Below are 25747 nucleotides of genomic sequence, written 5' to 3'. Positions count from 1 at the left end.
GTTCAGCTCCGCGCGAATGCGGTCGCGGCGCGGCGCCAGACCATCTCGCCGCACTTGCGATCCTGCCATTCGCCCTTCTTGTTCCAGCATTTGTCGTCGAGCATCGGATAGGTCGCGTAATCGCGCCCGATGTACCGCGGCAGGCCCTGTTCGCCATAGGGGATCAGGCTGTTGCGCAGCTCACGGGTCCGCGCGAGCGCCAGGTCGACGAACGTGCCGCGCTGCGCGAAGATCGCGTCGCGCCCGATCGACGAGGCGGTCTGGCAGAACCCATATTGCGCCGCGACAGTGGCGTAGTTCGAATAGATCCGGGTGCTGAACTGGTCGAGCGCGGTCTGCCCCGCCTTGGCGGTCTTGTTGGTCCGCGCGAAATATTTGCTGACCGTGTCGAACGCGGTCTTCAACTCGTCCTTGTGGTCGGTCAGCATCGCGTTGTAATTGGCGACCGTCAGCAGCGTCGGTTCGAACTGGCATTGCAGCGCGGCGACGTTCAGCGCGGCGCGCATGTTCCACACCAGCGCGGCGCGCTGTTCGGTGGTGGTCGCCTCGGCGAGATTCAGCCCCAGATCGGCCTCGGCGCCGGTCACGGGCGTGCCGGTGAAATCATGCGATCGCATGAAGAACTGTGCGGAGGCGGGGGCAGCCGCCAGACCCAGGGCCGTGACGCTGAGCACGATCACGAAACGCAACACGAACATCGAAATTCCTCCCGGAGGGGTATTTATCCAGCGATTCTAGCGGCTTTTGTCGGCGTGCCAACCGCCGATATTAACCATCACCGCCGCCGCGCCTATCATGGTTGCGATCGGAATGCGCGCTCCGTTTCGCCCAGTTGCTCCCGCGGTGCGCCCGACCGCGGCGCGCTGCCAACAAAAAAGGGACCGCCCGGTCGCCCGGATGGCCCCTTTTTCGGATACGCACGGAAAACCGTACGCGATGGATTACATCTTGTTCGACATCATCGTGTCGTTCGACATCATCATGTCGTTCGACATCATCGTGTCGTTGGCCATCATGCCACCGTTCATCGAACCGTCGACGGCGGTCATGTTGTCCGTCATCGTGCCCATGTCGTCGGTGGTGTTCATGTCGGTGACCATCGTGTTGTCGGTCGTTGTCTCGGCCTTGGGACCGCACGCCGAAACGGCGAGTGCGGCACCGGCGATGAGCGAGCCGGTCAGAACCTTGGAGATGATTGAACGCATTGGAAGCTCCCTAGATAGCGGATTTGGCCGGCTTGCTGGCCGCTTAATACCCAAACCAACGTGGACATTAAACGGATTACTCTTCCGCCTCAAGCCTCGTTTTACTCCGGACAAGAAACTGTTTCGACGAATCGACCCGCGCACGAGGCCAGCGCGGCGTCGAACAGCGCAAGATCGGCCCCCGGAATCCCTAGTTTAGCGAGGCTGGTGACCGGGAATTCGGCCAGGCCGCACGGCACGATTCCGTCGAAATGTTCCAGATCGGGATCGATATTCACCGCGAAGCCATGCAACGTCACCCAACGCCGGACCCGAACCCCGATCGCGCCGATCTTCGCCTCGCGCGCCCGATCCAGCGTCCAGATCCCGACCCGCCCCTCGACCGCGAACGCCGCAACTCCGAGCTGCGCGAGCGCGTCGATCACCCACGTCTCGAGCGCATGGACGAACCGCCGAATGTCGCGCCCGCGCTTGGTGAGGTCGAGCACGACATACCCGACCCGCTGCCCGGGGCCATGATAGGTATAGCGTCCCCCGCGGCCGGTCTCGACCACCGGAAACCGGGAATCGATCAGTTCGGCGGGATCGGCGCTGGTTCCCGCGGTGTAAACCGGGGGGTGCTGGAGCAGCCAGATCAGCTCGCGCGCCTCGCCCGCCGCAACCGCGGTGGCGCGCGCCTCCATGATCGCGAGCGAATCCGCATAAGGGGTCAGCCCCGGCGTCGTGCGCCATTCGATAGCGGCGAGCGGGTCGCACAGGGCGGCGGTGGCGGGCGGCGGGGTCACGGGGTTTAGGTGGCGCGCCCATGCGATGCTGGCAAGACGGGCGTCGGGTTGGGTGCGATCCCCCGGCGCGATCGAGGGGGGCGTGTCGGATCGGTGGCAATGCCCGTCGGCTTGCGGTAATCGATGGGCTCGAACGACGGGGGAGAATGATCATGGTAACGATGGGGGCGGTCTGGGATCGCACGACCGAGGTCCTGTCGGGGCGCGCGGGGATGCTGGCGGGAATCGCGGTGCCGGCGCTGTTCCTGCCCACGATCGTCCGCGATGCGTTCGTCGCCTATGGGACACCGGGGTCGGCGAGTTTCGCTGCCATCGGCGGGTTGCTGTCGCTGGTCGTCGTGCTGATCTCAATTTGGGGCCAGCTTGCGCTGATCGCCGCGTCGAGCGATCCCAATACCGATCGCACGGCGGCGATCGGGATTGCGAACAATCGCTTCCTCCCCGCGATCGGGGTGTCGATCGTCATGGCCGTCGCGATATGCGCAACGCTGATCCCGTTGTTCGCGCTCGTCGGATTCTCGGGACTCGATTTCACCGCCATGGCCGCGGGCAAACAGCCGTCGATGGCGGGCGTGAACGGCGGCGCGCTCGCCGGGGCCGCGTTGTTCATGATGGTGTGGGCGGTGGCGTTACTGTTCGTCGGCGCGCGGCTGGCGATCTGGCAGCCAGTGCTGGTCAACGAACGCCTCGGGCTCCGCTCGATCGCGCGCGCATGGCGGCTGACGCGCGGCGCGACGTGGCGGATCGTCGGCGTGCTCATCCTGTTCGGCATCGTCCTGGTGGTCGCGACGCTGGCGGCGCAGTCGATCGTCGGGATCGTGTTCCGGTTGATCCTGGGCGCGGACAATATCGCGACCGCGCGGTTCCTGGGTACGCTCGCGGGATCGGCAGTCAGCACCGTCTTCGTAGTCCTCGCAGTCGTCTTCACGACCCAGCTCTACGTGGCGCTCGCCGCCGCCAAGAGTAGCCGCGAGCCGCGACCGGCGTGAGAATCGACTTCGCGCGGCTGCTCCGCGATGCCTGGGCGTTGTTCCATCGCGACCGCGATCTGCTGCTGCGCGTCGCCGGGGTGTTCTTCTTCCTTCCCGCCTACGCGCTGGTGCTGTTCGTGCCGCCGACCCCCGCGCCCGATCGCGGTATCGCGGACCGCCAGGCGCAGGCCGAAGCGTGGATGGCCGCGCTGCAGAACTGGGTCGGCGATTACGGGATCGGGTGCAGCATCGCGTATCTGTGCGGCTATCTCGGACTTGCAGTCGTCTTCGCGTTATATCTCGACGCCGATCGGCCCGCGGTTGGCGGCGCGATGCGGCGGGTGGCGACGATCTTTCCGCGGTTCCTGCTGGCGATGCTGGTCGTCGCGATCCCGACCGGGGCGGGGATGTATCTGCTGCTGATCCCAGGGCTCTACCTGATGAGCCGCTTCTTCCTCGCCGGGCCGATCGTGGTAGCGGATCGGTCGGTCGGCGCGCTCGCCGCGGTGGCGCGGTCGTGGCGGGTGACCCGGCGCGCGCAGTTCGCGCTGCTCGGCGTCGTCGCGCTCGTGTATCTGTCGGGAATGCTGCTCGGCCAGCCGTTCCTATTGCTGGGTCAGTGGCTGGCGGGGGAAGGCGGCGCGAACCCGGTCGCGGTCGCGCTGGCGTCCGCGGCGGCGGCGGCGGTCGCGATGGCGGCGCAACTCGCCTCGGCGCTGCTGGCGGTCGCGGCCTATCGGCGGCTGGTCGCCAAATAAGGGATCTGCGGCGCGGCCTCGCGCGGCAACAGCCCGGCGATGCGCGGATCGGGAAAGGTCTCCAGCGTCCGCCGGACGACCGCAAACCCTTGCGCGCGATAAAAGCCCAGCGCGCGCGGCGAATCGAGCGTACAGGTGTTGACCCCCACCGCTTCGATCCCGGGTCGCCACGCCCGCGCCAGCGTTTCGGCCATCAGCCAGCGCCCGTGGCCGCGCCCGGTGAGGTCGGGAACCAGCCCGAAATAGGCGATCTCGCAGCACCCCGGCGTGCGCAGGTCGAGTTCGACCATGCCGATCTCGATGCCCGCCGGATCGACCACCGCGTTCACCTCGACCCGCGCATCGCTGATGATCGCGACCAGCGCAGCCTCGTCGAGTGCCAGCCGCGAATACCACAGCCACGGTTCGCCGATGCGCCGGAACAGTACCCGATACCGTGCGGGTGTCGGTGCCGACCAACGGACCAGCCGCAGCCGCGATTCGGGCGTCGGGCGCAGCCGTGGTCGCTCGCTCATTCGCAGCGTCGTCACCACGGTCGCGATCTCGCCGTCCGCGACCGGGATCAGCGCCATCGGATCACGCCCAGGTGGCGACCGGGGGCAGGCTCATCAGGATCGCATCGACATTGCCCCCGGTCTTCAGCCCGAACGACGTGCCGCGGTCGTACACCAGATTGAATTCGGCATAGCGCCCACGCCAGGCGTCGCGCTGCGCGATGTCGGCCGGGGTGAAGGCGGCATCCATCCGGCGCCGCACGATCCGCGGATAGACGTCGAGGAACGCCTCGCCCACCGCGCGGGTGAACGCGAAATTCTCGTCGAAATCGCCTTCGAGATGATCGTAGAAAATGCCCCCGACCCCGCGGTGCACCTGGCGGTGGGGGATGTAGAAATACTCGTCCGCCCACGCCTTGAAGCGCGGATAATCCCCCGCCCCCGGATGCGCCGCGCACGCCGTCGCCAAGCGAGCGTGGAATTCGTCGGTGTCCGTCGCGATCGGCAGCGGCGGATTGAGGTCGGCGCCACCCCCGAACCAGCGCTTCGCGGTGACCAGGAAGCGGCAATTCATGTGGACTGCGGGGACATGCGGGTTGGCCATGTGCGCAACCAGGCTGATTCCCGTCGCGAAGAAGCTGGGATCGTCCGCCGCGCCGTGGATCGTCTTGGCGAAATCGCCCTCGAAACTGCCCCCGACGGTCGAAACGTTGACCCCCACCTTCTCGAAGACCTGGCCCTTCATCACCCCGCGCACCCCGCCGCCGCCGGGCGCGCCGGTGGGGTCGACGCGATGCCACGGCAGATAGTCGAACGCGGCGTCCGACCCCGCCTCGCGCTCGATCGCCTCGAAGACCGCGCAGATGCGCGTCCTGAGCGATTCGAACCAGGTGCGGGCAGCGGCTTGCTGGGGATCGAGCGGGAGCATGGGACTGGTCGTTATCGAGCCGTCGCCGACCGCGAAAGGGTGGACGAGCCAAATTCCTCCCCCGGTGCCGGGGAAGGAATTACAGGTCCGGGCCATTCCCCCGTCTGGCGCAATGCCTCCGCCAGCACGATCGCCACCGATGTCGCGAGGTTCAGCGAACGCAGCGGCGCGCGCATCGGGATGACGACGCGCGCCTCGGCGCGGGTGTGGACCGCATCGGGCACCCCTGCGCCCTCCTGCCCGAACAGCAACACGTCGTCGGGCCGGAACGCGATGGCATGAAGCGGGGTCGCGCCCTTGGTCGTCAGCAGGACGAGGCGGCCGGTCGCCTGTCGTTCGAACGTCGCCCAGTCGGGATGGCGCGCGATCGCGACATGGTCGATATAGTCCATCCCCGCGCGCGCGACGCGCTTGTCGTCCCACGCGAATCCCATCGGTTCGATGAGGTCGACCGCGGCGCCCAGGCACGCCGCGGTGCGCAGGATCGCGCCGACGTTTCCCGCGATTTCGGGCTGGAAGAGGGCGATACGCATCGTGAAGGCTCTTAGCCGCGTCGGCGCGCGCCCGCAAAATCAGGTTGGCAAAGCGCGCACGCGCCGTCTATCAGGCGGCCAACCTCTCCCGTGGGGACGGGAGAACTCGCCGGGGGTGCGTCGCGCACGGTTCGGCTGATCAATAAGTGCAAGGGCTCAGGTGAATGGCGACTGACAGCATGGTTCCTCCCGGCGAAGATCCGGCGCCGTTCCACGACGACGTCCACGATCCGCGCCGCCGCGATTTCATCAACATCGCCGCGGTCGCCTTTGCGGGCATCGGCGGCGTTGCGATCGTCCTGCCGCTGATCAACCAGATGAACCCCTCGGCCGACGTGCTCGCGCAAGCCACCACCGAGGTCGATCTGGCGAAGATCGAGCCCGGCCAGGGCGTCATCACCACCTTCCGCAAGCAGCCGCTGTTCGTCCGCAACCTGACCCCCAAGGAAATCGCGGAGGCGAACGCGGTCGACATCAGCACCTTGCGCGATCCGGAGACGCTGGCCGAGCGGACCAAGACCGGCAAGGAAAACTGGCTGATCACGCTGGGGGTGTGCACCCATCTCGGCTGTATTCCCTTGGGCATTCACGAGGGCGACAATCGCGGGATTTTCGGGGGCTATTTCTGCCCATGCCACGGCTCACAATACGACACCGCGGCGCGCATTCGGCAGGGCCCCGCGCCGAAGAACCTGTTCGTTCCCGAATACACCTTCAACTCTGACACCGCCATCACGGTCGGCTGAGGTAGCGCATCATGAGTTTTCCCTGGGCCAAGCACTACGAGCCGAAACAGCCGCTGATGCGGTGGCTCGATGAGAAACTGCCCCTGCCGCGCCTCGTCTATGGCGCGATCGGCGCGGGCTACCCGGTGCCGCGCAACCTCAATTATTTCTGGAATTTCGGCGTCCTCGCCGGGCTCGCGCTGGTCGTCCAGATCATCACCGGGGTGACGCTGGCGATGCATTACGCGTCGTATTCGGGGGGTGCGTTCGCCTCGGTCGAGGCGATCATGCGCGACGTCAACGCGGGCTGGTTCCTCCGCTACGCGCACGCCAACGGCGCGTCGATGTTCCTGCTCGTGGTGTACATCCATATCGGTCGGGGGCTCTATTACGGGTCGTACAAGGCGCCGCGCGAGATGGTGTGGCTGCTGGGCGTCACGATTTTCCTGCTGATGATGGCAACCGCGTTCATGGGCTATGTCCTCCCCTGGGGTCAGATGTCGTTCTGGGGCGCGCAGGTCATTACCGGCTTCTTTTCGGCCATACCTTTGGTCGGCGAGAGCATCCGCATCTGGCTGCTCGGCGGCTTCGCGCCCGATAATGCGGCGCTCAACCGCTTCTTCTCGCTCCACTATCTGCTGCCGTTCGTGATCGCGGGGGTCATCATCCTCCACATTTGGGCGCTGCATATCCCGGGGTCTAACAACCCGACCGGGGTCGATGTGAAGGGCGAACAGGACACCGTTCCGTTCCACCCCTATTACACCGCCAAGGACGGGGTCGGGGTTGGCGTGTTTCTGCTGATCTTCGCCGCGCTGATTTTCTTCAGCCCGAACCTGCTCGGCCACCCCGACAATTATATCGAGGCCAACCCGCTCTCGACGCCCGCGCACATCGTCCCCGAATGGTATTTCCTGCCGTTCTACGCGATCCTCAAAAGCTTCACCGCGGACTTCATCCTGCCCGCCAAGCTGTGGGGCGTGCTCGCGATGTTCGGGTCGATTCTGCTGCTGTTCTTCCTGCCGTGGCTCGATACCTCGCCGGTGCGCTCGGCGAACTATCGCCCGAAGCTGCGGATCGCGTTGGTCGTCCTGCTCGTCGACGTCCTGATCCTGGGCTATGTCGGCGGTGCCGAACCGATCGCGCGCAACGTGATCATGGGTCAGATCGCGGCGGCGTATTATTTCGCGCATTTCCTGATCATCCTGCCATGGATTTCGCGGTCGGAAAAGCCGGTCGCCTTGCCCCATTCGATCACCGCAGCGGTGCTCGCCAAGCATGGCGGGACCAGCCCCGGCCATTCCGCGCTCACGACCGATGACGCGCTCACGCACAATACCGCGCTCGCGAACTGAGCCGATTAGGGGATCCGACTGACCATGGTTCGCACTATTTCCACCCTGATCGGCGCGGCGTTCGTCTTCGTGCTGGCGCTCGCGCTGTTCGGTACGGTCAAGACGACGATCACCGAACCCACGCCAGAGAGCGTCGAGCACGTCTTCCACCAGGAACCTGCCGACATCCATCTCGCGTCGGCGGGGCTGTTCGGCAAGTTCGACGACCGCCAGGTCCAGCGCGGCTTCCAGGTGTTCAAGGAAGTCTGTTCGGCGTGCCACTCGCTGAAATACGTCCATTTCCGCGACCTCACCAAGATCGGCTATTCGACCGCCGAGGTGAAGGCGATTGCTGACCAGTGGGCGATCGAGCAGCCGTCGATCAACCCCGACACCGGCGAACCCGCGACCCGCAAGAATGTGCCGAGCGATCCGTTCCCGTCACCGTTCGCGAACGAGATCGCCGCACGCGCCGCAAACAACAACGCGCTGCCGCCAGATTTCTCGCTGATCACCAAGGCGCGCGAGGATGGCCCGAACTATATCCACGCGCTGATCACCGGTTATCAGAATCCCCCCGCAGCGCTGAAGCGTGAATTCCCCAGCTTCTCGACCCCCCCGGGACTGCATTACAACCCGTATTTCGCGAACCTCAACATCGCGATGCCGCCGCCGCTGACCGCCGATGGCCAGGTGACCTATGTCGACGGCACCAAGGCGACCAAGGACCAGATGGCGCGCGACGTCGCCGCTTTCCTGACCTGGACCGCCGAACCCAACCTCAACGCGCGCCACGCTGCGGGGATCGCGGCGATCCTGTTCATCCTGATCTTCGTGTTCCTGGCATGGGGCGCGTATCAGAACGTCTGGCGCGACCTGAAGCACTGATAGCGCGATGATCTATGGACGTCGGGAGGGAGTTCTCGTCCGGCGTCATCGTGTCGGGTCGATTCACCGGTCATTAACGGTTCAGGCGGAACCTGCGATGACCTGCCCTGGTTATACGATGGACGGTCGCGCGTTTCCGCCGCGCCGCCTTGCGTATCCGGGAGAGTAGCATGACCCTCAAGCGTATCGGCCTGATCGCCCTCGTCCTCGGCATCGGTCTCGGCACCGCCGCGTGCACCGACGGTTACGGCTATAGCGGCCTGTCGGTCGGCTATGGCAGCGGCAGCTATTATGGCGACGGCTACGACACCGGCTATGGCTACGGCAGCGGGTACGACAGCGGCTATGGTTCGCCCTATTACGGCTGGTACAACGACTATTATTACCCCGGCACGGGCATCTATGTTTACGATCAGTATCGCCGCCCCTATCGCTGGAACGATGGCCAGCGCCGTTATTGGGAGGGTCGCCGCAACAATTGGCGCGGCGATCGCAATTACCGCAACGACTGGAACGGCTTTCAGCGGAACAACAACCGCGACGGTCGCTACGACGGCAACCGGGGGAACGGTGGCGATCGGACCTGGAACCGCAACGATCGGCGGTCGGACAATCATCAGGGGACCGCTGGCAATCCGACCTGGCAGCACAACGACGGTGATCGGCGGGATTGGCGCAACCGACGCAACGACGGTACGCCCCGCATGGAACGGCCCGGCAGGAGCGGTGGCTATTCCGACCGCGGCAACCGCAACGGCGCGCCGGTCATCGGCGTTTCGCCCCAAGCCGCCGTCCGGACATCCCCCGCTCCGGTTCAGGTCCGCGAGGGTCGTCGGGAGGAGCGCGGGCGGCGTGCGGGCAATGACCGATATGTCGACGTGCGCCCCGAATGATCCTTATTGCGGACGCGTGGCGACCAATCCGTTGGACACCATCGACATCACCGCAATATTGTCCTGATTGAACACTGTCAGCCGGCTTTTGAAGATTCCCATCTCGGGCCGGCTGACGGAAGCGCGTTTGTCGATCACTTCGCTCTCGCAGCGTAGCGTATCGCCCGGATAGACGGGTTTGAGCCATTTCAGCTCGTCGATCCCCGGCGATCCCAAGCCAGCCTGGCGGTGGTTCTTCAAATTCTCGACCAGCATCGACATCGTCATCGCGCAGGTATGCCAGCCGCTGGCGGACAGCCGTCCGAAATGCGTTTTCGCCGCCGCCTCGTCGGACAGATGGAACGGCTGCGGGTCGTATTTCGCGGCGAATTCCGTCACTTCCTCGCGGATCACGCGATACGCCCCGAAGCTGGCGGTCGATCCGACCTCGATGTCCTCGAAATACTGCATCAGCGGTCCTTCAATATACCTCGGAACGGCGCGTCGCTGCCGTCGAGCCTGGTGTCCGCGGGCAACCTCAGCAGGTCGCGCAGCAACGGCGCGACGTCGACATTCTCGAACGTCGGCAACCGCTTGTCGGTCGCGAACGCGGGACCATGGGCGATGAACAGCGCGCGCATGTTCGCGGCGTGGTTGTCATAGCCGTGCTGACCACCGGTCTCCGCCTTCTTCGGCGCGGTGGCCGCGATCGTCCAGCCGTCGTCGGCGAGACAAAAATACGGCGGAATCCGCGGATTGGTGCCGTAATGGAACCGCGCCGGAATCGCGTCCTTGCGCCAGCACGTCATGTGCGGGTGCGTGCCGAGAATCGCCTTGGCGAACGCGGCCTCATGTCCCGCGACCGGGTAGAGCCCCGCATACGGCCCGGCTTCCTCGATCCGGTAATCGGCGGGATCGGCGACCGTATCGAGCGCCACCGTCCGCGCGGTTGAGGTCGCGGCCATGCCGTGATCCGCGACGATCACCAGGTTGGCGGGCTGCCCCAGCGTCGCCAGCCCGTCGACCAGCCGCCCGATCTCGGCATCCACCCCCGCGACCGCGTGCGTCGTCTCGGGTGCGGCGGGGCCATAGCGATGCCCCGCGGTATCGACGGTGTCGAAATACAGCGTCACGAACCGCGGCCGCGTCGCCGCCGGACGCCGCAGCCAGTCGATCACCGCATCGACGCGTTGGTCGCCGGTCACCGCCTGGTTGAACTGCTGCCAGTCCTCGGGCCGGACGCCGCCGGTGATGTCGTTCGGCCAGTTCTGCGCGCGCATGCCGCCCCAGGCGACGTTCGATCCTGGCCAGAACATCGTCGCGGTGCGGATCCCGGCCTTTTCGGCGGTTACCCAGATCGGCTCGGCGGCGCTCCACCAATACGGCTCGTCGCTCGCCATCGTGAACGTCTCGTCGGGGCGCGCGGGGTCGTCCATCTTGTTCGCGGTGATACCGTGATGATCGGGATACAGCCCGGTGACGATCGTCCAGTGATTGGGAAAGGTCTTCGATGGGAACGACGGCTCCATCGACGCCGACACGCCCCCGCTGGCCAGCGCCGACAGCCGCGGGGTGACGCCGCGATCGAGATAGTCGGGGCGAAACCCGTCGACCGACACCAGGATCGTCACCGGCGCGGTCGCCGCGATCGGGCTTGTCGCAGTAGGCGTCGGCACCGCCGTCGCGCCGCCCGGCTCGGGCTGCATCACCGGTGTCAGCATCGGCGGGGTGGCGGAATAGGCGCACCCTGCCAGGCTTAGCAGCGCGGATAGGAGCATCGGCTTCACGGGTCGTCCTCGCATGATCGTCGCGCCGCCTCCCTAGCCCGCGCGCGCCACGCGGCAAAGCCAAACGCGTTGCGTTGCCCACGCGCGCGGCGGATAGCGGCGTGATGGCGCGGCTGATCCTCTTCAACAAACCCCATGGCGTGCTGTGCCAGTTCACCGATCGCAGCACCGGCCCGGCGCGCGCGACGCTGTCGGACTTTATCGACGTCCCCGGCGTCTATCCCGCGGGCAGGCTCGATCGCGACAGCGAGGGGCTGCTGCTGCTGACCGACGACGGCCGCCTCCAGGCGCGGATCGCCGACCCCCAATTCAAGCTGCCCAAAACCTATCTCGTCCAGGTCGAGGGCGACGTCTCCCCCGCCAGCCTCGACGCGCTCCGCCGCGGCGTCCGCCTCAACGACGGCCCGACCCGCCCCGCCGAGGTCGAGGCGATCGACCCGCCCGAGCTGTGGCCGCGCGATCCCCCGGTCCGCTTCCGCCAATCCATCCCCGACCACTGGCTCCGCCTGACGATCCGCGAAGGCCGCAACCGCCAGGTCCGCCGCATGACCGCCGCGGTCGGGTTGCCGACGCTCAGGCTGGTGCGCTGGCGGATCGGGGACTGGAAGCTTGAGGGGGTGGCACCGGGGGCGTGGCGGGAGGTGGAGTCAAGACCCGCACAAATCTAACTCGCGCGTCAGAGTACCAATATCCCTCTTGCTTCTCCTAGGACGTCCGATCCCTTAATGCCTAAAACGAACCATATAGGTCAAAATTACTTGACATCGTCACGCTTATTTGGCACCTAACGGGAACGCTGACAAATTGCGAGTCGGGCCGATCGGCGCGGGTCGCATGGGCGGGGTTTGGCCGGGGGGCTGGAATGGGGTACCGGGCAGTGCGCAGAGGACGGGCGGACAAAGTCCGTAGCGCGCGGCCCGGGACCGCCGGATAATGGCGGTGGACGAGAGCGATCGGATGCCACCCTCTGCCGCGTTGGCGCGGTTGCCGACGGCGCGGCGGGCGGTGATCACGCGGCGGTTGGCGGACTGGCATCGCGCCGAGTTGCGCGACCGCTGGACGGCCTGGGCGCACGATGGGCAGCGCGAACCGCCCGGCGACTGGCGGATCTGGATGATCCGCGCGGGGCGGGGTTTCGGTAAGACCCGCGCGGGGGCGGAATGGGTCAGCGAGGTGGCGCGGACCCAAGAGGCGGCACGGATCGCGCTGGTCGGCGCGACGATCGACGAGGTGCGCCGGGTGATGATCGAGGGGCCGAGCGGGGTGCTGAGCATCGCGCGCGACGAGGAGGAAGTCATCTGGTCGGCGCACCGCGGCGAGCTCCGGTTCGGGTCGGGCGCGATCGGGCAGGTCTTTTCGGCGGCGTCGCCCGAAGGCCTGCGCGGCCCCGAGCATGACGCGGCGTGGTGCGACGAACTGGGCAAATGGCCCGGCGACGGCGCGGCCTGGGACAATCTGATGATGGGAATGCGGCGCGGCGCGCGACCGCGGACGCTGGTGACGACGACGCCGCGCGCGAGCTCGCTGATGCGACGGGTAATGGCGATGAAGGGGCTGGTCGAGACGCTGGGGCGGACGTGCGACAACCCGCATCTGCCTGCGGCGTTCGTCGATGCGATGACGGCGGACTATGCGGGGACGCGGTTGGCGCGGCAGGAGCTCGACGGCGAGATGATCGACGAGGTCGCGGGCGCGTTGTGGTCGCGCGCGATGATCGCGGCGACGCGGGTGACGGCGGTACCCGCGATGCGGCGCGTGGTGGTGGGGGTCGGTCCGCCCGCGGGGACGCTGTCCGGACACGGCGGCGATGCGTGTGGGATCGTCGCGGTGGCGCTGGGGCGCGATGGCGACGGCTATGTGATCGAGGATGCGAGCGTGACCGCGACTTCGCCCGAGGCTTGGGCGCGCGCGGTGGCGGCGTGCGCGGCACGGGTCGGCGCGGACCGGGTGGTGGCGGAGGCGAACCAGGGCGGCGCGATGGTGCGCAGCGTATTGCGCGCGGCGGATGTCGGGCTGCCGCTGACATTGGTCCACGCCGCGCGCGGCAAGGTAGCGCGCGCGGAGCCGGTGGCGCTGCTCTACGAAGCGGGGCGGATGCACCATGCGGGGGTGTTCGCGAGCCTGGAGGACGAATTGTGCGGGCTGGTGATGGGCGGCGGCTATGAAGGCCGGGCCGATCCCCCGACCGCGCCGACGCGCTGGTGTGGGCGGTGAGCGAGTTGATGCTGGGCCAGCGGCGCGAGGCGGCGGTGCGGACGGTCTGAGACCGGTTTGACGAGAGGAAGATCGATGAAATTGTTCGGTCGGTTGACCGGGCGCGATGCGTCGCGTCCGGCGTTGTCGCGTGGGGGCACGCTCGCGAGCGTCGGCGAATGGCCGCGGTCCTATGAGGCGCAGGTGCGCGAGGCGTATGCGGGGAACGCGATTGCGCAGCGCGCGGTGAAGCTGGTTGCGGAGAGCGTCGCGGGGGCGCCGGTGGTGGCGTCGGACCCGGGGCTTTTGGCGCTGGTCGAGGCGCGATCGGGGGGGCAGGCGCTGCTCGAGACGCTGGCCGCGCAGTTGCTGTTGCATGGCAATGCCTATGTCCAGGTGCTGCGCGATGCCGAGGGCGGGGCGGCGGAGTTGTTCGCGCTGCGGCCCGAACGCGTATCGGTGGAGTGCGACGTGGCGGGATGGCCGGCGGCGTATCGTTATGCGGTGGGGGCGCAGGCGACGCGACTGGGGGTCGACCTGGTGCGGCCGCAGGTGATCCACCTCAAGACGTTCAGCCCGATCGACGACCATTACGGGATGGGCGCGCTCGGTGCGGCGTCGGGGGCGGTGGCGATCCACAACGCCGCGGCGCGGTGGAACAAGGCGCTGCTCGACAATGCGGCGCGGCCATCGGGCGCGCTGGTCTATGATCCGGGCGATGGCGCGAGCCTGAGCGCAGAGTAGTTCGCGCGGCTGAAGGCCGAGATGGAGGCGGGGTAACGATCGGGCTGACCGCGCATGATCGCGATCTGATGATCGACGGCTTGATCCATCGCGCCGCGCCAGGGATGACGCCATCGGCGGTGGCGCGATCCGACGGGCTGGAGGCGGACACGATGGAAATCGGTGGTGCGCTGACGAGCGCGGCGATCGGCGAGGCGGACCTGATCGCGGGGCGCTGGGACGGCGCGCGGGTGATGCTGACCGCGGTCGAGGCGGGCGACATCGGCTTCACCGCCGAACTGACGGGGGTGACGGTGGCGTTGCAGCGCCCGGTGGTCGAGGAAACGTCAGCGGGGTGCCGCGCGACGCTGGGCGACTGGCGGTGCCGGGTGGCGATGCTGGGGCGGCGCCGCTTCGCGCGCGTCGTGGCGTCCGCCGATCGCGTGTTGACGCTCGACGCGGTCGAGCCGGTCGCCAACGGCTATGCGGGGGGGACGTTGCGCTGGTTCGGAGGCCGCAATGCGGGACTGGCGAGTGCGATCGCGGCGTCGGAGGGCGCGGTGGTAACGCTGCGCAGCGCCCCCGCCTTCGCGGTGACGCCGGGCGTCCTGGTCGATGTGATCGAGGGGTGCGACAAGACGCTAGCGACCTGCGCGGGGCGGTTTGCCAACGCGGCGAATTTTCGTGGCGAGCCGTTCCTGCCCGGGATCGACTTGCTGACGCGCTATCCCGGTGGGTGAGGCGGCGGCGCGCGCGCTGATCGGCGCGCGGTTCCGGTTGCACGGGCGCGCGGTGGCGGGCGGGCTCGATTGCGTCGGGGTGGTCGCGGCGGCGTTGCGCGCCGATGGCTTCGAGGGCGCGGTGCCGAGCGGCTATGCGCTCCGCGGCGGGCGGTCCGAGCGGGTCGCGGCGCTGCTCGACGCGGCGTTGACGCGGGTGCCGGTGGCGCGCGCAGGCGACGTGCTGCTGTTTGCGGTGGGGGCGGGGCAGCTTCATCTAGCGATCAAGACGACGGGCGGCATCGTTCATGCCGATGCGGCGCTGCGGCGCGTGGTCGAGCGGCCCGGCGCGCCGCCGTGGCCGGTGATCGGCGTGTGGCGGTTCGACCGCTGAGCGGGCGTGAGGGGGACGGACATGGCGACGCTGGTGCTGACCGCGGTAGGAGCCGCGGTGGGAGGGCCGATCGGGGCGGTGATCGGGCGATCGGTCGATACGCGGATCTTCCGACCCGCGACCCGCGAAGGGCCGCGGCTGACCGATCTGGCGCTGCAGACGTCGAGCTATGGGACGCAGATCCCCAAGCTGTTCGGGACGATTCGCGTGGCGGGAACGGTGATCTGGGCGACCGATCTGATCGAGACGCGGACGACCGTGGGGGGCAGCAAGGGTCAGCCGTCGACCGCGACCTACAGCTATTCGGCGAGCTTCGCGGTGGTGCTGTCGGCGCGCGCGATCCGCGGGGTGCGGCGGATCTGGGCGGAGGGCAAGCTGTTGCGCGGTGCGGCGGGGGACTGGAAGGCGACGACCGGATTCCGGCTGTACCTGGGCGACGAGGATCAGCCGGTCGACCCATTGATCGCCTCGGCGGAGCCGACGACCCCGGCATATCGCGGCTGCGCCTACGCGGTGTTCGAAGCGCTGCACCTCGGCGATTTCGGCAATCGCATCCCGTCGCTGACCTTCGAGGTGGTCGCGGACGAGGGCGCGGTGGCGGCGGGCGCGATCGCGATGGCGCTGGCCGACGAGGTCGATGCCGAGGTCGCGCAGCAGCTGGAGGGCTATGCCGCGGCGGGGGACAGCGTCGCGGGCGTGCTCGACAGCCTGGCGGTGATCAGCGGGGCGTGGTGGTCGCCGGGCGGCGCGCGGCTGACCATGCGCGATGCGGCGGGTGATCCGGTGATGCTGGCGGATGACGCGGTGGTGGCGACCGGCGCGGGGCAACGCCGCGCGCGCGCGATTGCCGCGATCGACACGGTGCCGCGGACGCTGTCGGTCGCGCACCATGATCCCGCGCGCGATTACCAGATCGGGGTGCAGCAGGCGGTGCGCCCTGGCGCGGGGACGCAGGCGGCGCGGATCGAGCTGCCCGCGGTGCTGACCGCGAGCGCGGCGCGCGGCATCGCGGAGCGCGCGCTCGTGATCGCCGAAGCGATGCGGATCCGTCGCACGGTGAGCGCGGGGATCGACGCAATCGGGCTGGTGCCTGGCAGTGCGGTCGCCATCATAGATGAGCAGGGGATATGGCGCGCGCGATCGGTGATGGTGGAGGGGATGGCGACCCGCGTCGAACTGGCCCCGGTCACGATTGCGCCGATCACGGGCGCGGCGTCGAGCGGGCAGGTGTTGGGAGCGCCCGATCGGTTGATCGGCGCGACGATGCTGCGCGCGTTCGACATCCCGCCGCTCGGCGACGATGTCCTCGGCGCTCCGCGGCTCAGCGTGGTGGCGACCGGGACCGAGCCGGGATGGCGCGGCGCGGCGTTGCTCTACAGCCTCGACGACGGCGAGAGCTGGATCGCGGCGGGCGCCACTGCAGCCCCGGCAACGCTGGGGGTGGTCGAACTGCCGCCGGGGGACGGACCCGCGACGCTGGCGGATCGGCGCAACGTGCTGATCGCCGTCCTGGCGCGCGCGGACATGATGTTGGGCGATGCCGACGATATCGGGCTGTCGCAGGGGCGCAACCTGGCGCTGGTCGGCGACGAGCTGATCCAATTCGCGCGCGCGACGCCGCTCGGCGATGCGCGGTGGCGGCTGTCGGGGTTGCGGCGTGGGGTCCGCGGAACCGACTGGGCCAGCGCGGCGCATCAGGCGGGCGAGGCGTTCACGCTGATCGAACGCGAGGCGGTCGGGACGATCGACCTGCCGCTGGGGTCGATTGGGCAGGGCGTGGCGTTGCTCGCGACCGGGGTCGGCGATGTCGCCGGTCCCGCCGCGGCGACGGCGGCCGTGAGCGGGGGGTCGGTCGTACCGCCATCGCCGGTCCACTTGCACGCGGCAGTCTTAAAGGGAGGCGGATGGCAGCTGAGCTGGACCCGGCGGAGCCGTCAGGGCTGGGCATGGGCCGACCTGGTCGACGCGCCGTTGGTCGAAGAGACAGAGCGCTACGCGGTTACGATCCTCGCGCCCGATGGCGCGGTGTCGAACTGGGAAGTGACGGCACCGTCGATCGAGCTGCCGACCGCACCCGAGCCGGGCGCGCGCGTCGAGATACGCCAGCGCGGTACGCACGGCACGTCGCACGCCGCGGTGATAATGATCTGAAGGAGAGACGACGATGGAAAATACGAGCGCGCGGCTTGACCTGCCGCTGATTGTGCCGGGGCAGGCGGGCAAAGATCTGGTCCACAATGAAGCACTGACCCAGCTGGCGTTCCTAATCCAGCCCGCCGTGCTGGCGGTCGGGGCAACGGTGCCGCCAAGCGCCCCCGCGCCGGGAGAGGCGTGGATACTGGGCGACGACCCGACCGGCGAGTGGGCGGGGCAGGCGCACAGCATCGCCGGGTGGACCGCGGGCGGATGGCGGTTCGTCGCGCCGACGGAGGGGATGGCGGCGTGGTCGATCCCCAATCGGCTGACGGTTCGATTCGACCAGGGCAGCTGGACGATCGGCGTGATCGCTGCCGCTCGGCTGACGATCGCGGGAACCCAGTCGATCGGCCCCGCGCAGCCAATAACGGAACCCGATGGGGGTACGGTTATTGACCTCGAATCAAGGACTTCAATCAGCGCCATCCTTGGCGTTCTGCGGTTCCACGGGCTGATCGCGCCGTCATAAACCTGTGTCGTTCAGGCAACACTCCCCCTTTTTGTCGGCTTGCGTGGAAACTATCGATCAGATAGTGAGTTTGCGCTGTTCGTAGTGACACTCAAGAAAGGGGAATTATATGCGGAAGATTGCCGTCATTCTGGCACTCGCCTCCACCGCCCTCGCCTCACCCGCCCTCGCCCGCGATAAGTCGTGGTACGTCGGCGTCGAAGGCGGCGGCATGATCGTCGAGGATATCGACTTCGATATCACCAGCACCGCTGGCGTTCGGACGAATAACGCGTCCACGCTCAATCATGATTACGGCTACGATGTCGATGCCCACATGGGCTATGATTTCGGCGCGTTCCGCGTCGAGACCGAAGTCGGCTATCGCAAGGCGTCGGTCGATAGCTATTCGGCGATCGTTCCAGTCGGTTTCTACCGGTCGAACGGTAGCGTCGGTTCGGCACCCGCAGGCAATTATGACTACGCCGGTGGTTCGTCGTCGGCGCTCAGCTTCATGCTGAACGGCCTGCTCGACTTCGGTCCCGACGACGGCATCCAGGGCTTCATCGGCGGCGGCGTCGGTGTTGCGCGGGTCAAGGAAAAGATTGGCCTGAACGTGTACGGCTATACGGTCGACGATTCCGACACCGTGTTTGCCTATCAGGGCCTGGCGGGCGTGCGCGCACCGCTGACCGACCACCTCGACGCGACGTTGAAGTATCGCTTCTTCAACGCCGAGAACGTCAAGGTGATCAACCAGATCAACAACGCACAGTATGATGGGCGGTATCGTTCGCACAGCATCCTGGGCGGCGTGACCTACAACTTCGGCGAGCCAGCGGCACCCCCGCCCCCGCCGCCGCCGCCGATGGCACCTCCTCCCCCGCCGCCTCCGCCCCCAGTGGTCGAGGCGCCGGTGTGCTCGCCTGGACCGTTCATCGTGTTCTTCGAATGGGACAAGTCGGACATCACGCCCGAGGCAGGGTCGATCCTCGACAATGCCGTCACCCAGTATCAGAGCTGCGGCAATGCGCAGGTCATGCTGGCGGGTTACACCGACACCTCGGGCACCGCGACGTACAACGTCGGTCTGTCGCAGCGTCGCGCGGATGCGGTGAAGTCGTACATGTCCTCGCACGGCATCCCCGATGGCGTGGTCTCGACGGAAGCCTTCGGCGAAACGCGCCTGCGCGTGCAGACCGCCGACGGCGTCCGCGAAGTCCAGAACCGTCGCGTGGAAGTCACCTACGGGCCGGGTTCGGGTCAGTAAGACCCCAACCTTTCCCAAGGAAATGCAATGAGGGAGGTCGGTTCGCCGGCCTCCCTTTTTGTTTGTCGGCGCAAGACAGGCAGCCGTCATCGCCGCGATCGACGGTGGAAATATCGGGCCGAGCGACTAACAGGGCATAGTCGGCACCGTCGTCCGGGTCGGGAGCCATGTCGCTGAAGGGACATCCATGCGCATCACGATGATCGGATCGGGCTATGTCGGCTTGGTATCGGGGGCCTGTTTTTCCGATTTCGGCCATGACGTGGTGTGCGTCGACAAGGATGAGACCAAGATCGCCGCACTCGAGGCGGGCCGCATGCCGATCTTCGAACCCGGACTCGAGCAACTGGTCGCGACCAATGTCGCGGCGGGACGGCTACGCTTCACCACCGATCTAGCGGGCGCGGTCGCGGGTGCGGACGCGGTGTTCATCGCGGTCGGCACGCCCTCGCGGCGTGGCGACGGCCATGCCGATCTGAGCTATGTGTTCGCGGCGACCGAGGAAATCGCGGATGCGATGACAGGTCCTGCGGTCGTCGTGACCAAATCGACTGTGCCGGTGGGGACCGGCGACCGAGTCGAGGCGATCCTCCGCGAACGCAGCCCCGATCTCGACCTCGCGGTCGTGTCCAACCCCGAATTCCTCCGCGAGGGTGCCGCGATCGGCGATTTCAAGCGCCCCGACCGGATCGTGATCGGAACGGAGGATGAGCGCGCGCGCGAGGTGATGCGCGCGGTCTATCGCCCGCTCTATCTCGGTGAGAGCCCGCTTGTGTTCACGGGGCGGCGAACGTCCGAGTTGATCAAATACGCCGCCAACGCGTTCCTCGCGACCAAGATCACCTTCATCAACGAGATCGCTGACCTGTGCGAGGCGGTGGGCGCCGACGTCCAGGACGTCGCGCGTGGGATCGGGCTCGACAACCGGATCGGCAAGAAATTCCTCCATGCCGGACCGGGTTATGGCGGGTCGTGCTTTCCCAAGGACACGCTGGCGCTGCTCAAGACCGCGGAGGATTACGAGACCCCGATCCAGATTGTCGAGGCGGTGGTCAAGGTGAATGACAGCCGCAAGCGCGCGATGGGACGCAAGGTGCTCCACGCGCTCGGCGCGCCCGACGCCGACGTGCGAGGCAAGACCGTCGCGCTGCTGGGTCTGACGTTCAAACCCAACACCGACGACATGCGCGACGCTCCGTCGATCGCGATCGCGACCGCGCTGGGCGATGCCGGGGTCGCGGTACGCGGATATGACCCCGAAGGGATCGAGTCAGCCAAGGAGGTGATGCCCGACATCACCTATTGCCGCGATGCCTATGAGGCGGCGACCGGGGCCGATGCGGTCGTGATCGTCACCGAATGGGACGCGTTCCGCGCGCTCGACCTGACGCGATTGAAGCAGGTGATGACGGCACCCGTGATGGTCGACCTGCGCAACGTCTATCGCCGCGACATCGTCGAGGCGGCGGGGTTCGCCTATACCGCAGTCGGGCGGTGAGCGCTGCGGCCACCGATGCGCCGCGAATCGAAGGGCTGCTGGAGACCGCGCTTTATGTCGCCGACATGGCGCGCGCGGCCGCGTTCTTCCGCGATGTGCTGCGGCTCGACCCGTTGCTCGAAACCGACCGGCTGACCGCGTTCGACGCGGGGCGGCAGGGAGTACTGCTCGTGTTCCTTGGCGGCGCGAGCCAAACGGACATGGTCGGCGAGCGCGGGATCGTACCGGGGCATGACGGGCAGGGGCCGGTCCACATGGCGTTCGCGATCACCGCCGCGAGCTATGCGGCGTGGCATGATCGCCTGACAAATGCCGGGGTGACAATGCGCGGCGAGATGGCGTGGCCCGCGGGCGGGCGAAGCCTGTATTTCGAAGATCCCGATGGCCATGTCCTCGAGCTCGCGACCCCGGGCCTCTGGCGGACCTACTGATCTAGATTCGATTTCCGATTTGTTGATTCGAGAGGGAATTCCCAAGCGCGCCCTGTTCTTATTCAATCTGCTGGCTGGGGATGGAGGCGGGCAGGTATGGCGACACCGTATTCAAATGCTCCCGCTACGCTTCAGCCTAGATGGAAGCGACCCTACGGCGTCGCCAGCGCTTCTTCGGCGGGCGAATAGGCGGAGCGACCGCGGACTCCATCGGGGACGTCGGTCGCGACATAGGCGACCCCGGTGCCGTGCGCGGGATCGATCCACAGCCCCGATTTCAGCCCATAGGCGTCGCCCGGATGCCCGATCCGGCGGCGTCCGTCGCCGAACGGATCGTCCTTGCACCCCGCCGCGCGCGTTGCGGTGAACGTGACCGCCAGCCCGTAGGCGCAATCAAAGCCGTCGCCGGTATCGCCATTGGTGCCGTCGTAGGTCCAGACCGGGGTTTCGAGCAGCCTCACCGAGGCGGAGGACAACAGCCGCACGCCACCCACCGCGCCGCGGTCCAGCAACAGCTGCCCGATTCGCGCAAGCCCGAGCATTGAAATCCTGAGGCCACCCTGCGGCGAAAACATCGCGCCGTTCACGCCCGCACGCCACACCTTGAGGTCGCACGATCCGTCGCGCGCGGGGGTGACCGGGCACGACGCGATACTGGCGGGGTCATCCTTCACCGGCGCGCGGTCGCGATAGAGCACGACCGCCTTGGCGCGGGTCGCGGGCGAACAGCTCGCCCAGTTGAAGCACGCATCGATCCCGAGCGGCGTCAGCACCAGCCGCGCCATCAGCCGGTCGAACCGCTCGCCGGTCGCGCGCTCCATCACGCTCGCAATCACGGGGAAGTTGAGGTTGGTGTAGCGAAAATAGGTGCCGGGCGCGTGGTCGCCATCCCATGCTTTGGAATCCGTCAGTGCGGTCTCGATCGACGCATCGAGCGGCAGCACGTAATCGATCCCGTCGGTCAGGCTCGACCGGTGCGACAGCAACAGCCTCAGCGTGATCGGCACGTCGGGAAAGGCTGGATTGCGCAGCCGCCATCCGAGCAGCGCGGACACGTCGGCATCGAGGTCGAGCTTGTGCGCTTCGACCAGCCGCATCACCCCGATCGCGGTCACCAGCTTCGAAATCGACGCCACCCGCACCGGATCGCGCGCGGTCACCCGCCGCCCGGTCGCGATATCGGCGAGCCCCTCCGCCCGCACCGACGTCACCTGCCGTGCATCGAACGTCACCCGCACCTGCGCGATGGGCGAGGCGGCGGCGAGGAGGAAGGTGGCCAGCATGGCGTGACGCTAACCGCTAATCGCTGCCGCGCGCAATCCGTCGGCGGTCGGCGGACAGGGTGTTCGCGCGAAGACGCGAAGAGAAAGGTTGTTCGCGGAGAGGCGCAGAGGTCGCAGAGAGGTCGCCGCGCAGCGGCCTGCAAATTGCCCCTAACGGACGATGGTCACGCCGCTTCGCGGGACACCTACCGCTAGCGAAGCGCCTCCGCGTCCTCTGCGCCGCTGCGCGCAAAGACCTTCTTCGCGCCTTCGCGCGGCAAACCCCGCGGCACGCTACCGGCGATAATTGAAGCTGATGCTGATCCGTTCTGATTTCGCTGCGTTCGGCGTCACCTCGTGTCGTAGCCAGCTTTCCCACAGGAACACCGTCCCGACCTCGGGTTCGGCATAGACGAAGGTCGTGAGATCTTCGGGCGCGTCGTCTCGCCGCGTTGGTGCCGCCATCATCATCGCCAGCCGCGGGTCTTCGAGCTTGAGCGACCCCGATCCCGGCGGCACCGCGACATAGACCGTCCCCGACACCACACTGTGCGGATGGATATGCCCCGCATGCGTGCCGCCGGGTTTGAGGACGTTGACCCAGATGCTGTCGAGCTTGAGCTTTCGGTCGAGATCGAACGCGCACGCCTCGGCAAATTTAGCAACATGCTTGTTCAACACCCGCACCAGATCGCCGAACCGCGGATCGCGCACCGGCAAATCGTCGAGCGACGCGTAGGAAGTATAGCCGCGATACCCGTGATCCTTCGACCACGCCCGCCCCGCGCGATCCTGCTGCGCCAAGTCGCGGCACGCTTCGTCGAGTTCATCGAGCAGCGCGGCATCGCCGAGCGGCGCGTCGTAGAAGCGCGTGGCGAAGAGACTGCGGACGGTCATGCCGCCTGCCGCATCGCGACGTCGTTCATAAACCGCACGTCGTCGCCGTCGGCCAACCGGTCAGCCTCCCCCGCGATCGCGCCGAGCATGTCGGCGAGCGGGTCGATCTCCGCCTTGGCGTAATTGCCGAGCACGTACCCCGTCACGCGGTCCTTGTGCCCCGGATGGCCGATCCCGATCCGGACGCGGCGGAACTCGGGACCGAGATGCTGGTCGGTCGAGCGCAGCCCATTATGCCCCGCCAGCCCGCCACCGATCCGCACCTTGACCTTGAATGGAGCGAGATCGAGTTCATCGTGGAACACCGTCAGCGCTTCGACGCCCAATTTGTAGAAGCGCAGCGCCTCGCCGATCGATCGTCCGCTGTCGTTCATGAAGGTCGCGGGTTTCAGCAGCACGATCTTTTCCGCGCCGATCCGCCCTTCCTGCGTCCAGCCCTGGAACGCCTTCTTCACCGCGCCGAAGCCATGCACCTCGGCGATCGCGTCGACCGCCATGAAGCCGACGTTGTGCCGCTGCATCGCATGTTGGCTCCCCGGATTGCCGAGCCCTGCCCAGATTTGCACGTCAGCCTCCTCAACGAAACAGGGCAGGGGCGTCGCCGCCACCTGCCCTGATCCTTAACCGCAAGCGATAAGGGTGCGAAGGGCTCAGCCCTCGGCCCTCAGCCCTCGGCCTTGTCCGTGCTCGCATCGCCGGGCTCGTCGCCCATTACGGTGTCGGCATCCTGATTGATGACTTCGGTCTCGGTGACCTCCTCGTCGTCGCTCGCGGTCGACACGGTCGGCGGCACGATCGTCGCGATCGCGAAATCGCGGTCGTCGATCGCGGGCTTGGCGCCCTTGGGCAGCGTGACGTCGCTGATGTGGATCGAATCGCCGATCTCGCGACCTTTAAGCGAAATTGTCAGTTCGCCCGGAATCTCGGCGGCATCGACGATCAGCTCGACCTCGTGGCGGGTGATGTTGAGCACGCCGCCCTGTTTGATCCCGCGACACTCGTCTTCATCGACGAAGTGGACCGGGATCGCGACCGTGACGGTAGCGTGTTCGCTGATCCGCAGGAAATCGACGTGGATCGGGCGATCGGTCACCGGGTGGAACGCGACGTCCTTGGGCAGCGTGCGCTGGCCGTCGACCATCACGACGGTGTTCATGAAATGTCCCGACGACAGCGCCTTCACGAGCGCCTTTTCCTCGAGGTGAACCGGGCTCGGTTCCTGCTTGTTGCCATAGATCACGGCGGGCACGCGGCCATTGCGGCGCAGATCACGGGAGGCTCCCTTGCCAACCCGGTCACGCGTCTCGGCGGCGAGCGTCAACTGGTCGCTCATTGTCATTCTCCGAAAGACGTAAGGTTACATCCGCGCCACGCCTCCAGGGATGACCATGGCACGGAAGTGCGGGGCGATAGCGGGGTGGCGGGCAAAATGCAATGTTGCGGATACGGCGCGTCAGTAAATCACCCGCGCGCTCTTCACTCCAAGCTTGGCCAATTGCGCCTGCACCGAATCACGTCCCGCCAGATGCCCCGCGCCGACCGCGATGAACACCGTCCCCGGCTGCGCCATTCGCGCCTTGATCCATGTCGCCCAGCGCTGGTTGCGATCGACCAGCAACGTCTTGGCGACCTCGGGCGAATCCTTCAGGCTGTCGTTCATCTCCTTCGCCAGCGCGTCGGGCTTCCCCTCTGCCCAGTCGTCGACCATGTCGCTCATCGTCTTGGCCAGCGTCGGCAATTCGTCGACCGTGCTGGTCAGGAACTGGAGCTGCGCGGGCTCCGACAGTCCGCTGAAATAGCCCAGTTGCTGCGCCGCGGTTTCCAGCCCCGTCACCGGCTTGCCCGCGGTCTTGGCCGCCGCGGTGATGACCTGTTCGGGGCCGTTCTCGGCATCATAGCCCAGCTTGCCCAATGGCGCGATCGACAGCTGAGTCGCGGCGAGCCACGGCTTGTAGATATCGAGCGCGTTGGCGGGCAGCCCCAGGTCGGTCACCGCCTTGGCATAGGCGGCGCGCTTGTCGGCGGGCAGCCGCTGCGTCAGCGGCGGGGTGCCCGGCGCCGCGACCCCGGTCGCCATCACCAGCTTCTGCATCTCGCTCTGGTCGGGCATGACCAGTTCGAGCTTCACTTCGCTGGAGGCATCGAACGCCTTTTTCACCGCCTCGTCGAACCACGTCATCCCGGGTTTGAGGACGTGGATCGTCCCGAACAGATAGATCGTCGTGTCCTGGTCCCTGACCACCCACAGCGCCGGATCGGCATCCTGCGCGGCGGGCTGCGGCTTGGGTTGGGTCTGCGCACAGGCGGGCAGCGCGAGGGCGAGCGATAGGGCCGACAGTGCGGCGCCGAATGTCTTGATCATGCGTGAGGGGATCCCACAGGTTGGATGAACACATACCTAATGGCGCAGGCCCCGACTTGCTACACCGCCCCCCT

General features: G+C 67.1%; 27 protein-coding genes and 2 pseudogenes. 16 read left to right on the top strand and 13 right to left on the bottom strand.

The window, feature by feature from the left end; translation table 11 throughout:
• Positions 1-2 precede the first annotated feature (2 nt).
• The 3 genes from EAH84_RS00920 to lipB all read right to left on the bottom strand — a co-directional run bounded on the left by EAH84_RS00920 (position 3) and on the right by lipB (position 1990).
• Positions 3-698, bottom strand: a complete 696-nt coding sequence (locus EAH84_RS00920) for a hypothetical protein (protein WP_140866307.1) — start codon at positions 696-698, stop codon at positions 3-5.
• A 243-nt stretch (positions 699-941) separates the two neighbouring features.
• Positions 942-1205, bottom strand: coding sequence for a hypothetical protein (locus EAH84_RS00915; protein WP_140866304.1), 264 nt, complete (start codon positions 1203-1205; stop codon positions 942-944).
• Positions 1206-1306: 101 nt separating this feature from the next.
• Positions 1307-1990, bottom strand: a complete 684-nt coding sequence (gene lipB / locus EAH84_RS00910) for a lipoyl(octanoyl) transferase LipB (RefSeq protein ID WP_425326429.1) — start codon at positions 1988-1990, stop codon at positions 1307-1309.
• A gap of 146 nt (positions 1991-2136) precedes the next feature.
• Here lipB and EAH84_RS00905 point away from each other — a divergent pair, with 146 nt between their 5' ends.
• Entirely contained in the window at positions 2137-2979 is an 843-nt protein-coding gene (locus EAH84_RS00905; RefSeq protein ID WP_140866301.1) for a hypothetical protein, read from the top strand.
• On the top strand, positions 2976-3719 hold the full coding sequence (locus tag EAH84_RS00900; protein WP_140866298.1) for a hypothetical protein: 744 nt from the start codon (positions 2976-2978) through the stop codon (positions 3717-3719). The genes EAH84_RS00905 and EAH84_RS00900 overlap by 4 nt, the downstream gene beginning before the upstream one ends.
• Here EAH84_RS00900 and EAH84_RS00895 read toward each other — a convergent pair.
• The 3 genes and pseudogenes from EAH84_RS00895 to EAH84_RS00885 form a co-directional block, all read right to left on the bottom strand.
• Positions 3695-4291 carry a GNAT family N-acetyltransferase gene (locus EAH84_RS00895; RefSeq protein ID WP_140866295.1) on the bottom strand — a complete coding sequence of 199 codons (597 nt, stop codon included), beginning with the start codon at positions 4289-4291 and terminating at the stop codon, positions 3695-3697. The two genes, EAH84_RS00900 and EAH84_RS00895, sit on opposite strands and share 25 nt — an antisense overlap.
• A gap of 4 nt (positions 4292-4295) precedes the next feature.
• Complete coding sequence (gene hemF / locus EAH84_RS00890; RefSeq protein ID WP_140866292.1) at positions 4296-5141, bottom strand: oxygen-dependent coproporphyrinogen oxidase; 846 nt, start codon at positions 5139-5141, stop codon at positions 4296-4298.
• 86 nt (positions 5142-5227) lie between these two features.
• Positions 5228-5674: pseudogene (locus tag EAH84_RS00885) on the bottom strand (tRNA (cytidine(34)-2'-O)-methyltransferase); the annotation flags it as partial.
• 179 nt (positions 5675-5853) lie between these two features.
• On the opposite strand from EAH84_RS00885, the gene petA reads away from it, so the two are divergent.
• The 4 genes from petA (at position 5854) to EAH84_RS16260 (ending at position 9514) form a co-directional block, all read left to right on the top strand.
• The gene (gene petA, locus EAH84_RS00880; RefSeq protein ID WP_241656419.1) at positions 5854-6420 is read left to right on the top strand and encodes a ubiquinol-cytochrome c reductase iron-sulfur subunit; all 567 of its coding nucleotides are present in this window, start codon (positions 5854-5856) and stop codon (positions 6418-6420) included.
• Positions 6421-6431: 11 nt separating this feature from the next.
• A complete protein-coding gene (locus EAH84_RS00875) occupies positions 6432-7754 on the top strand; it encodes a cytochrome b (protein ID WP_140866282.1) in 1323 nt (440 codons plus the stop codon).
• Positions 7755-7778: 24 nt separating this feature from the next.
• Complete coding sequence (locus EAH84_RS00870) at positions 7779-8621, top strand: cytochrome c1 (protein WP_140866279.1); 843 nt, start codon at positions 7779-7781, stop codon at positions 8619-8621.
• A 170-nt stretch (positions 8622-8791) separates the two neighbouring features.
• Positions 8792-9514, top strand: a complete 723-nt coding sequence (locus EAH84_RS16260) for a hypothetical protein (RefSeq protein ID WP_241656390.1) — start codon at positions 8792-8794, stop codon at positions 9512-9514.
• 3 nt (positions 9515-9517) lie between these two features.
• Here EAH84_RS16260 and EAH84_RS00860 read toward each other — a convergent pair whose 3' ends face one another.
• Both EAH84_RS00860 and EAH84_RS00855 read right to left on the bottom strand, forming a co-directional pair.
• Positions 9518-9964 (bottom strand): MaoC family dehydratase, encoded by a 447-nt coding sequence (locus EAH84_RS00860; protein WP_140866276.1) that lies wholly within the window; start codon positions 9962-9964, stop codon positions 9518-9520.
• Complete coding sequence (locus tag EAH84_RS00855) at positions 9964-11271, bottom strand: ectonucleotide pyrophosphatase/phosphodiesterase (RefSeq protein ID WP_241656418.1); 1308 nt, start codon at positions 11269-11271, stop codon at positions 9964-9966. Before EAH84_RS00855 ends, EAH84_RS00860 begins: the two co-directional genes overlap by 1 nt.
• Positions 11272-11384: 113 nt before the next feature.
• Here EAH84_RS00855 and EAH84_RS00850 point away from each other — a divergent pair, with 113 nt between their 5' ends.
• From EAH84_RS00850 to EAH84_RS00805, 10 genes and pseudogenes are all read left to right on the top strand, one after another.
• Entirely contained in the window at positions 11385-11948 is a 564-nt protein-coding gene (locus tag EAH84_RS00850; RefSeq protein WP_140867257.1) for a pseudouridine synthase, read from the top strand.
• Positions 11949-12237: 289 nt separating this feature from the next.
• Positions 12238-13544: pseudogene (locus EAH84_RS00845) on the top strand (DNA-packaging protein).
• A 25-nt stretch (positions 13545-13569) separates the two neighbouring features.
• Entirely contained in the window at positions 13570-14217 is a 648-nt protein-coding gene (locus EAH84_RS00840) for a phage portal protein (protein WP_140866270.1), read from the top strand.
• A 68-nt stretch (positions 14218-14285) separates the two neighbouring features.
• On the top strand, positions 14286-14936 hold the full coding sequence (locus tag EAH84_RS00835; RefSeq protein WP_140866267.1) for a DUF2163 domain-containing protein: 651 nt from the start codon (positions 14286-14288) through the stop codon (positions 14934-14936).
• Complete coding sequence (locus tag EAH84_RS00830) at positions 14929-15309, top strand: peptidoglycan endopeptidase (protein ID WP_425326428.1); 381 nt, start codon at positions 14929-14931, stop codon at positions 15307-15309. The genes EAH84_RS00835 and EAH84_RS00830 overlap by 8 nt, the downstream gene beginning before the upstream one ends.
• Positions 15310-15330: 21 nt before the next feature.
• Positions 15331-17460: a phage tail protein gene (locus EAH84_RS00825; protein WP_140866261.1), complete on the top strand. Its 2130-nt coding sequence runs from the start codon at positions 15331-15333 to the stop codon at positions 17458-17460.
• A gap of 13 nt (positions 17461-17473) precedes the next feature.
• A complete protein-coding gene (locus EAH84_RS00820; protein ID WP_140866258.1) occupies positions 17474-17974 on the top strand; it encodes a DUF2793 domain-containing protein in 501 nt (166 codons plus the stop codon).
• A gap of 109 nt (positions 17975-18083) precedes the next feature.
• Entirely contained in the window at positions 18084-19223 is a 1140-nt protein-coding gene (locus EAH84_RS00815) for an OmpA family protein (RefSeq protein ID WP_140866255.1), read from the top strand.
• Between the two features lie 187 nt (positions 19224-19410).
• On the top strand, positions 19411-20721 hold the full coding sequence (locus EAH84_RS00810; protein WP_140866252.1) for a UDP-glucose dehydrogenase family protein: 1311 nt from the start codon (positions 19411-19413) through the stop codon (positions 20719-20721).
• Positions 20718-21152 carry a VOC family protein gene (locus EAH84_RS00805; RefSeq protein WP_206663919.1) on the top strand — a complete coding sequence of 145 codons (435 nt, stop codon included), beginning with the start codon at positions 20718-20720 and terminating at the stop codon, positions 21150-21152. The genes EAH84_RS00810 and EAH84_RS00805 overlap by 4 nt, the downstream gene beginning before the upstream one ends.
• Before the next feature lie 152 nt (positions 21153-21304).
• Here EAH84_RS00805 and EAH84_RS00800 read toward each other — a convergent pair whose 3' ends face one another.
• The 5 genes from EAH84_RS00800 to EAH84_RS00780 all read right to left on the bottom strand — a co-directional run bounded on the left by EAH84_RS00800 (position 21305) and on the right by EAH84_RS00780 (position 25673).
• Positions 21305-22435, bottom strand: coding sequence for a serine hydrolase domain-containing protein (locus tag EAH84_RS00800; RefSeq protein ID WP_140866249.1), 1131 nt, complete (start codon positions 22433-22435; stop codon positions 21305-21307).
• A 273-nt stretch (positions 22436-22708) separates the two neighbouring features.
• A complete protein-coding gene (locus EAH84_RS00795; protein ID WP_140866246.1) occupies positions 22709-23311 on the bottom strand; it encodes a TIGR02466 family protein in 603 nt (200 codons plus the stop codon).
• The gene (pth, locus tag EAH84_RS00790; RefSeq protein WP_140866243.1) at positions 23308-23877 is read right to left on the bottom strand and encodes an aminoacyl-tRNA hydrolase; all 570 of its coding nucleotides are present in this window, start codon (positions 23875-23877) and stop codon (positions 23308-23310) included. The genes EAH84_RS00795 and pth overlap by 4 nt, the downstream gene beginning before the upstream one ends.
• 98 nt (positions 23878-23975) lie before the next feature.
• Positions 23976-24644, bottom strand: coding sequence for a 50S ribosomal protein L25/general stress protein Ctc (locus EAH84_RS00785; protein WP_140866240.1), 669 nt, complete (start codon positions 24642-24644; stop codon positions 23976-23978).
• Between the two features lie 120 nt (positions 24645-24764).
• The gene (locus EAH84_RS00780) at positions 24765-25673 is read right to left on the bottom strand and encodes a TraB/GumN family protein (RefSeq protein ID WP_140866237.1); all 909 of its coding nucleotides are present in this window, start codon (positions 25671-25673) and stop codon (positions 24765-24767) included.
• Positions 25674-25747: the final 74 nt, after the last annotated feature.

The organism is Sphingomonas oligophenolica (assembly GCF_006438955.1).
Classification (GTDB): domain Bacteria; phylum Pseudomonadota; class Alphaproteobacteria; order Sphingomonadales; family Sphingomonadaceae; genus Sphingomonas; species Sphingomonas oligophenolica_A.
The sequence above is the reverse complement of the archived record's forward strand: the minus strand, read 5'-3'. Positions and strand labels throughout refer to the sequence as shown.

Coding starts and splice junctions, on each gene's coding strand:
- EAH84_RS16260 (WP_241656390.1), top strand. CDS start 8,792: ATGACCCTCAAGCGTATCGGCCTGATCGCCCTCGTCCTCGGCATCGGT.
- EAH84_RS00780 (WP_140866237.1), bottom strand. CDS start 25,673: ATGATCAAGACATTCGGCGCCGCACTGTCGGCCCTATCGCTCGCCCTC.
- petA (WP_241656419.1), top strand. CDS start 5,854: ATGGTTCCTCCCGGCGAAGATCCGGCGCCGTTCCACGACGACGTCCAC.
- EAH84_RS00785 (WP_140866240.1), bottom strand. CDS start 24,644: ATGAGCGACCAGTTGACGCTCGCCGCCGAGACGCGTGACCGGGTTGGC.
- EAH84_RS00815 (WP_140866255.1), top strand. CDS start 18,084: ATGCGGAAGATTGCCGTCATTCTGGCACTCGCCTCCACCGCCCTCGCC.
- EAH84_RS00795 (WP_140866246.1), bottom strand. CDS start 23,311: ATGACCGTCCGCAGTCTCTTCGCCACGCGCTTCTACGACGCGCCGCTC.
- EAH84_RS00850 (WP_140867257.1), top strand. CDS start 11,385: ATGGCGCGGCTGATCCTCTTCAACAAACCCCATGGCGTGCTGTGCCAG.
- EAH84_RS00835 (WP_140866267.1), top strand. CDS start 14,286: ATGATCGACGGCTTGATCCATCGCGCCGCGCCAGGGATGACGCCATCG.
- EAH84_RS00905 (WP_140866301.1), top strand. CDS start 2,137: ATGATCATGGTAACGATGGGGGCGGTCTGGGATCGCACGACCGAGGTC.
- EAH84_RS00895 (WP_140866295.1), bottom strand. CDS start 4,291: ATGGCGCTGATCCCGGTCGCGGACGGCGAGATCGCGACCGTGGTGACG.
- EAH84_RS00855 (WP_241656418.1), bottom strand. CDS start 11,271: ATGCTCCTATCCGCGCTGCTAAGCCTGGCAGGGTGCGCCTATTCCGCC.
- EAH84_RS00800 (WP_140866249.1), bottom strand. CDS start 22,435: ATGCTGGCCACCTTCCTCCTCGCCGCCGCCTCGCCCATCGCGCAGGTG.
- EAH84_RS00875 (WP_140866282.1), top strand. CDS start 6,432: ATGAGTTTTCCCTGGGCCAAGCACTACGAGCCGAAACAGCCGCTGATG.
- EAH84_RS00820 (WP_140866258.1), top strand. CDS start 17,474: ATGGAAAATACGAGCGCGCGGCTTGACCTGCCGCTGATTGTGCCGGGG.
- EAH84_RS00915 (WP_140866304.1), bottom strand. CDS start 1,205: ATGCGTTCAATCATCTCCAAGGTTCTGACCGGCTCGCTCATCGCCGGT.
- EAH84_RS00840 (WP_140866270.1), top strand. CDS start 13,570: ATGAAATTGTTCGGTCGGTTGACCGGGCGCGATGCGTCGCGTCCGGCG.
- EAH84_RS00870 (WP_140866279.1), top strand. CDS start 7,779: ATGGTTCGCACTATTTCCACCCTGATCGGCGCGGCGTTCGTCTTCGTG.
- EAH84_RS00810 (WP_140866252.1), top strand. CDS start 19,411: ATGCGCATCACGATGATCGGATCGGGCTATGTCGGCTTGGTATCGGGG.
- EAH84_RS00860 (WP_140866276.1), bottom strand. CDS start 9,964: ATGCAGTATTTCGAGGACATCGAGGTCGGATCGACCGCCAGCTTCGGG.
- EAH84_RS00920 (WP_140866307.1), bottom strand. CDS start 698: ATGTTCGTGTTGCGTTTCGTGATCGTGCTCAGCGTCACGGCCCTGGGT.
- hemF (WP_140866292.1), bottom strand. CDS start 5,141: ATGCTCCCGCTCGATCCCCAGCAAGCCGCTGCCCGCACCTGGTTCGAA.
- EAH84_RS00825 (WP_140866261.1), top strand. CDS start 15,331: ATGGCGACGCTGGTGCTGACCGCGGTAGGAGCCGCGGTGGGAGGGCCG.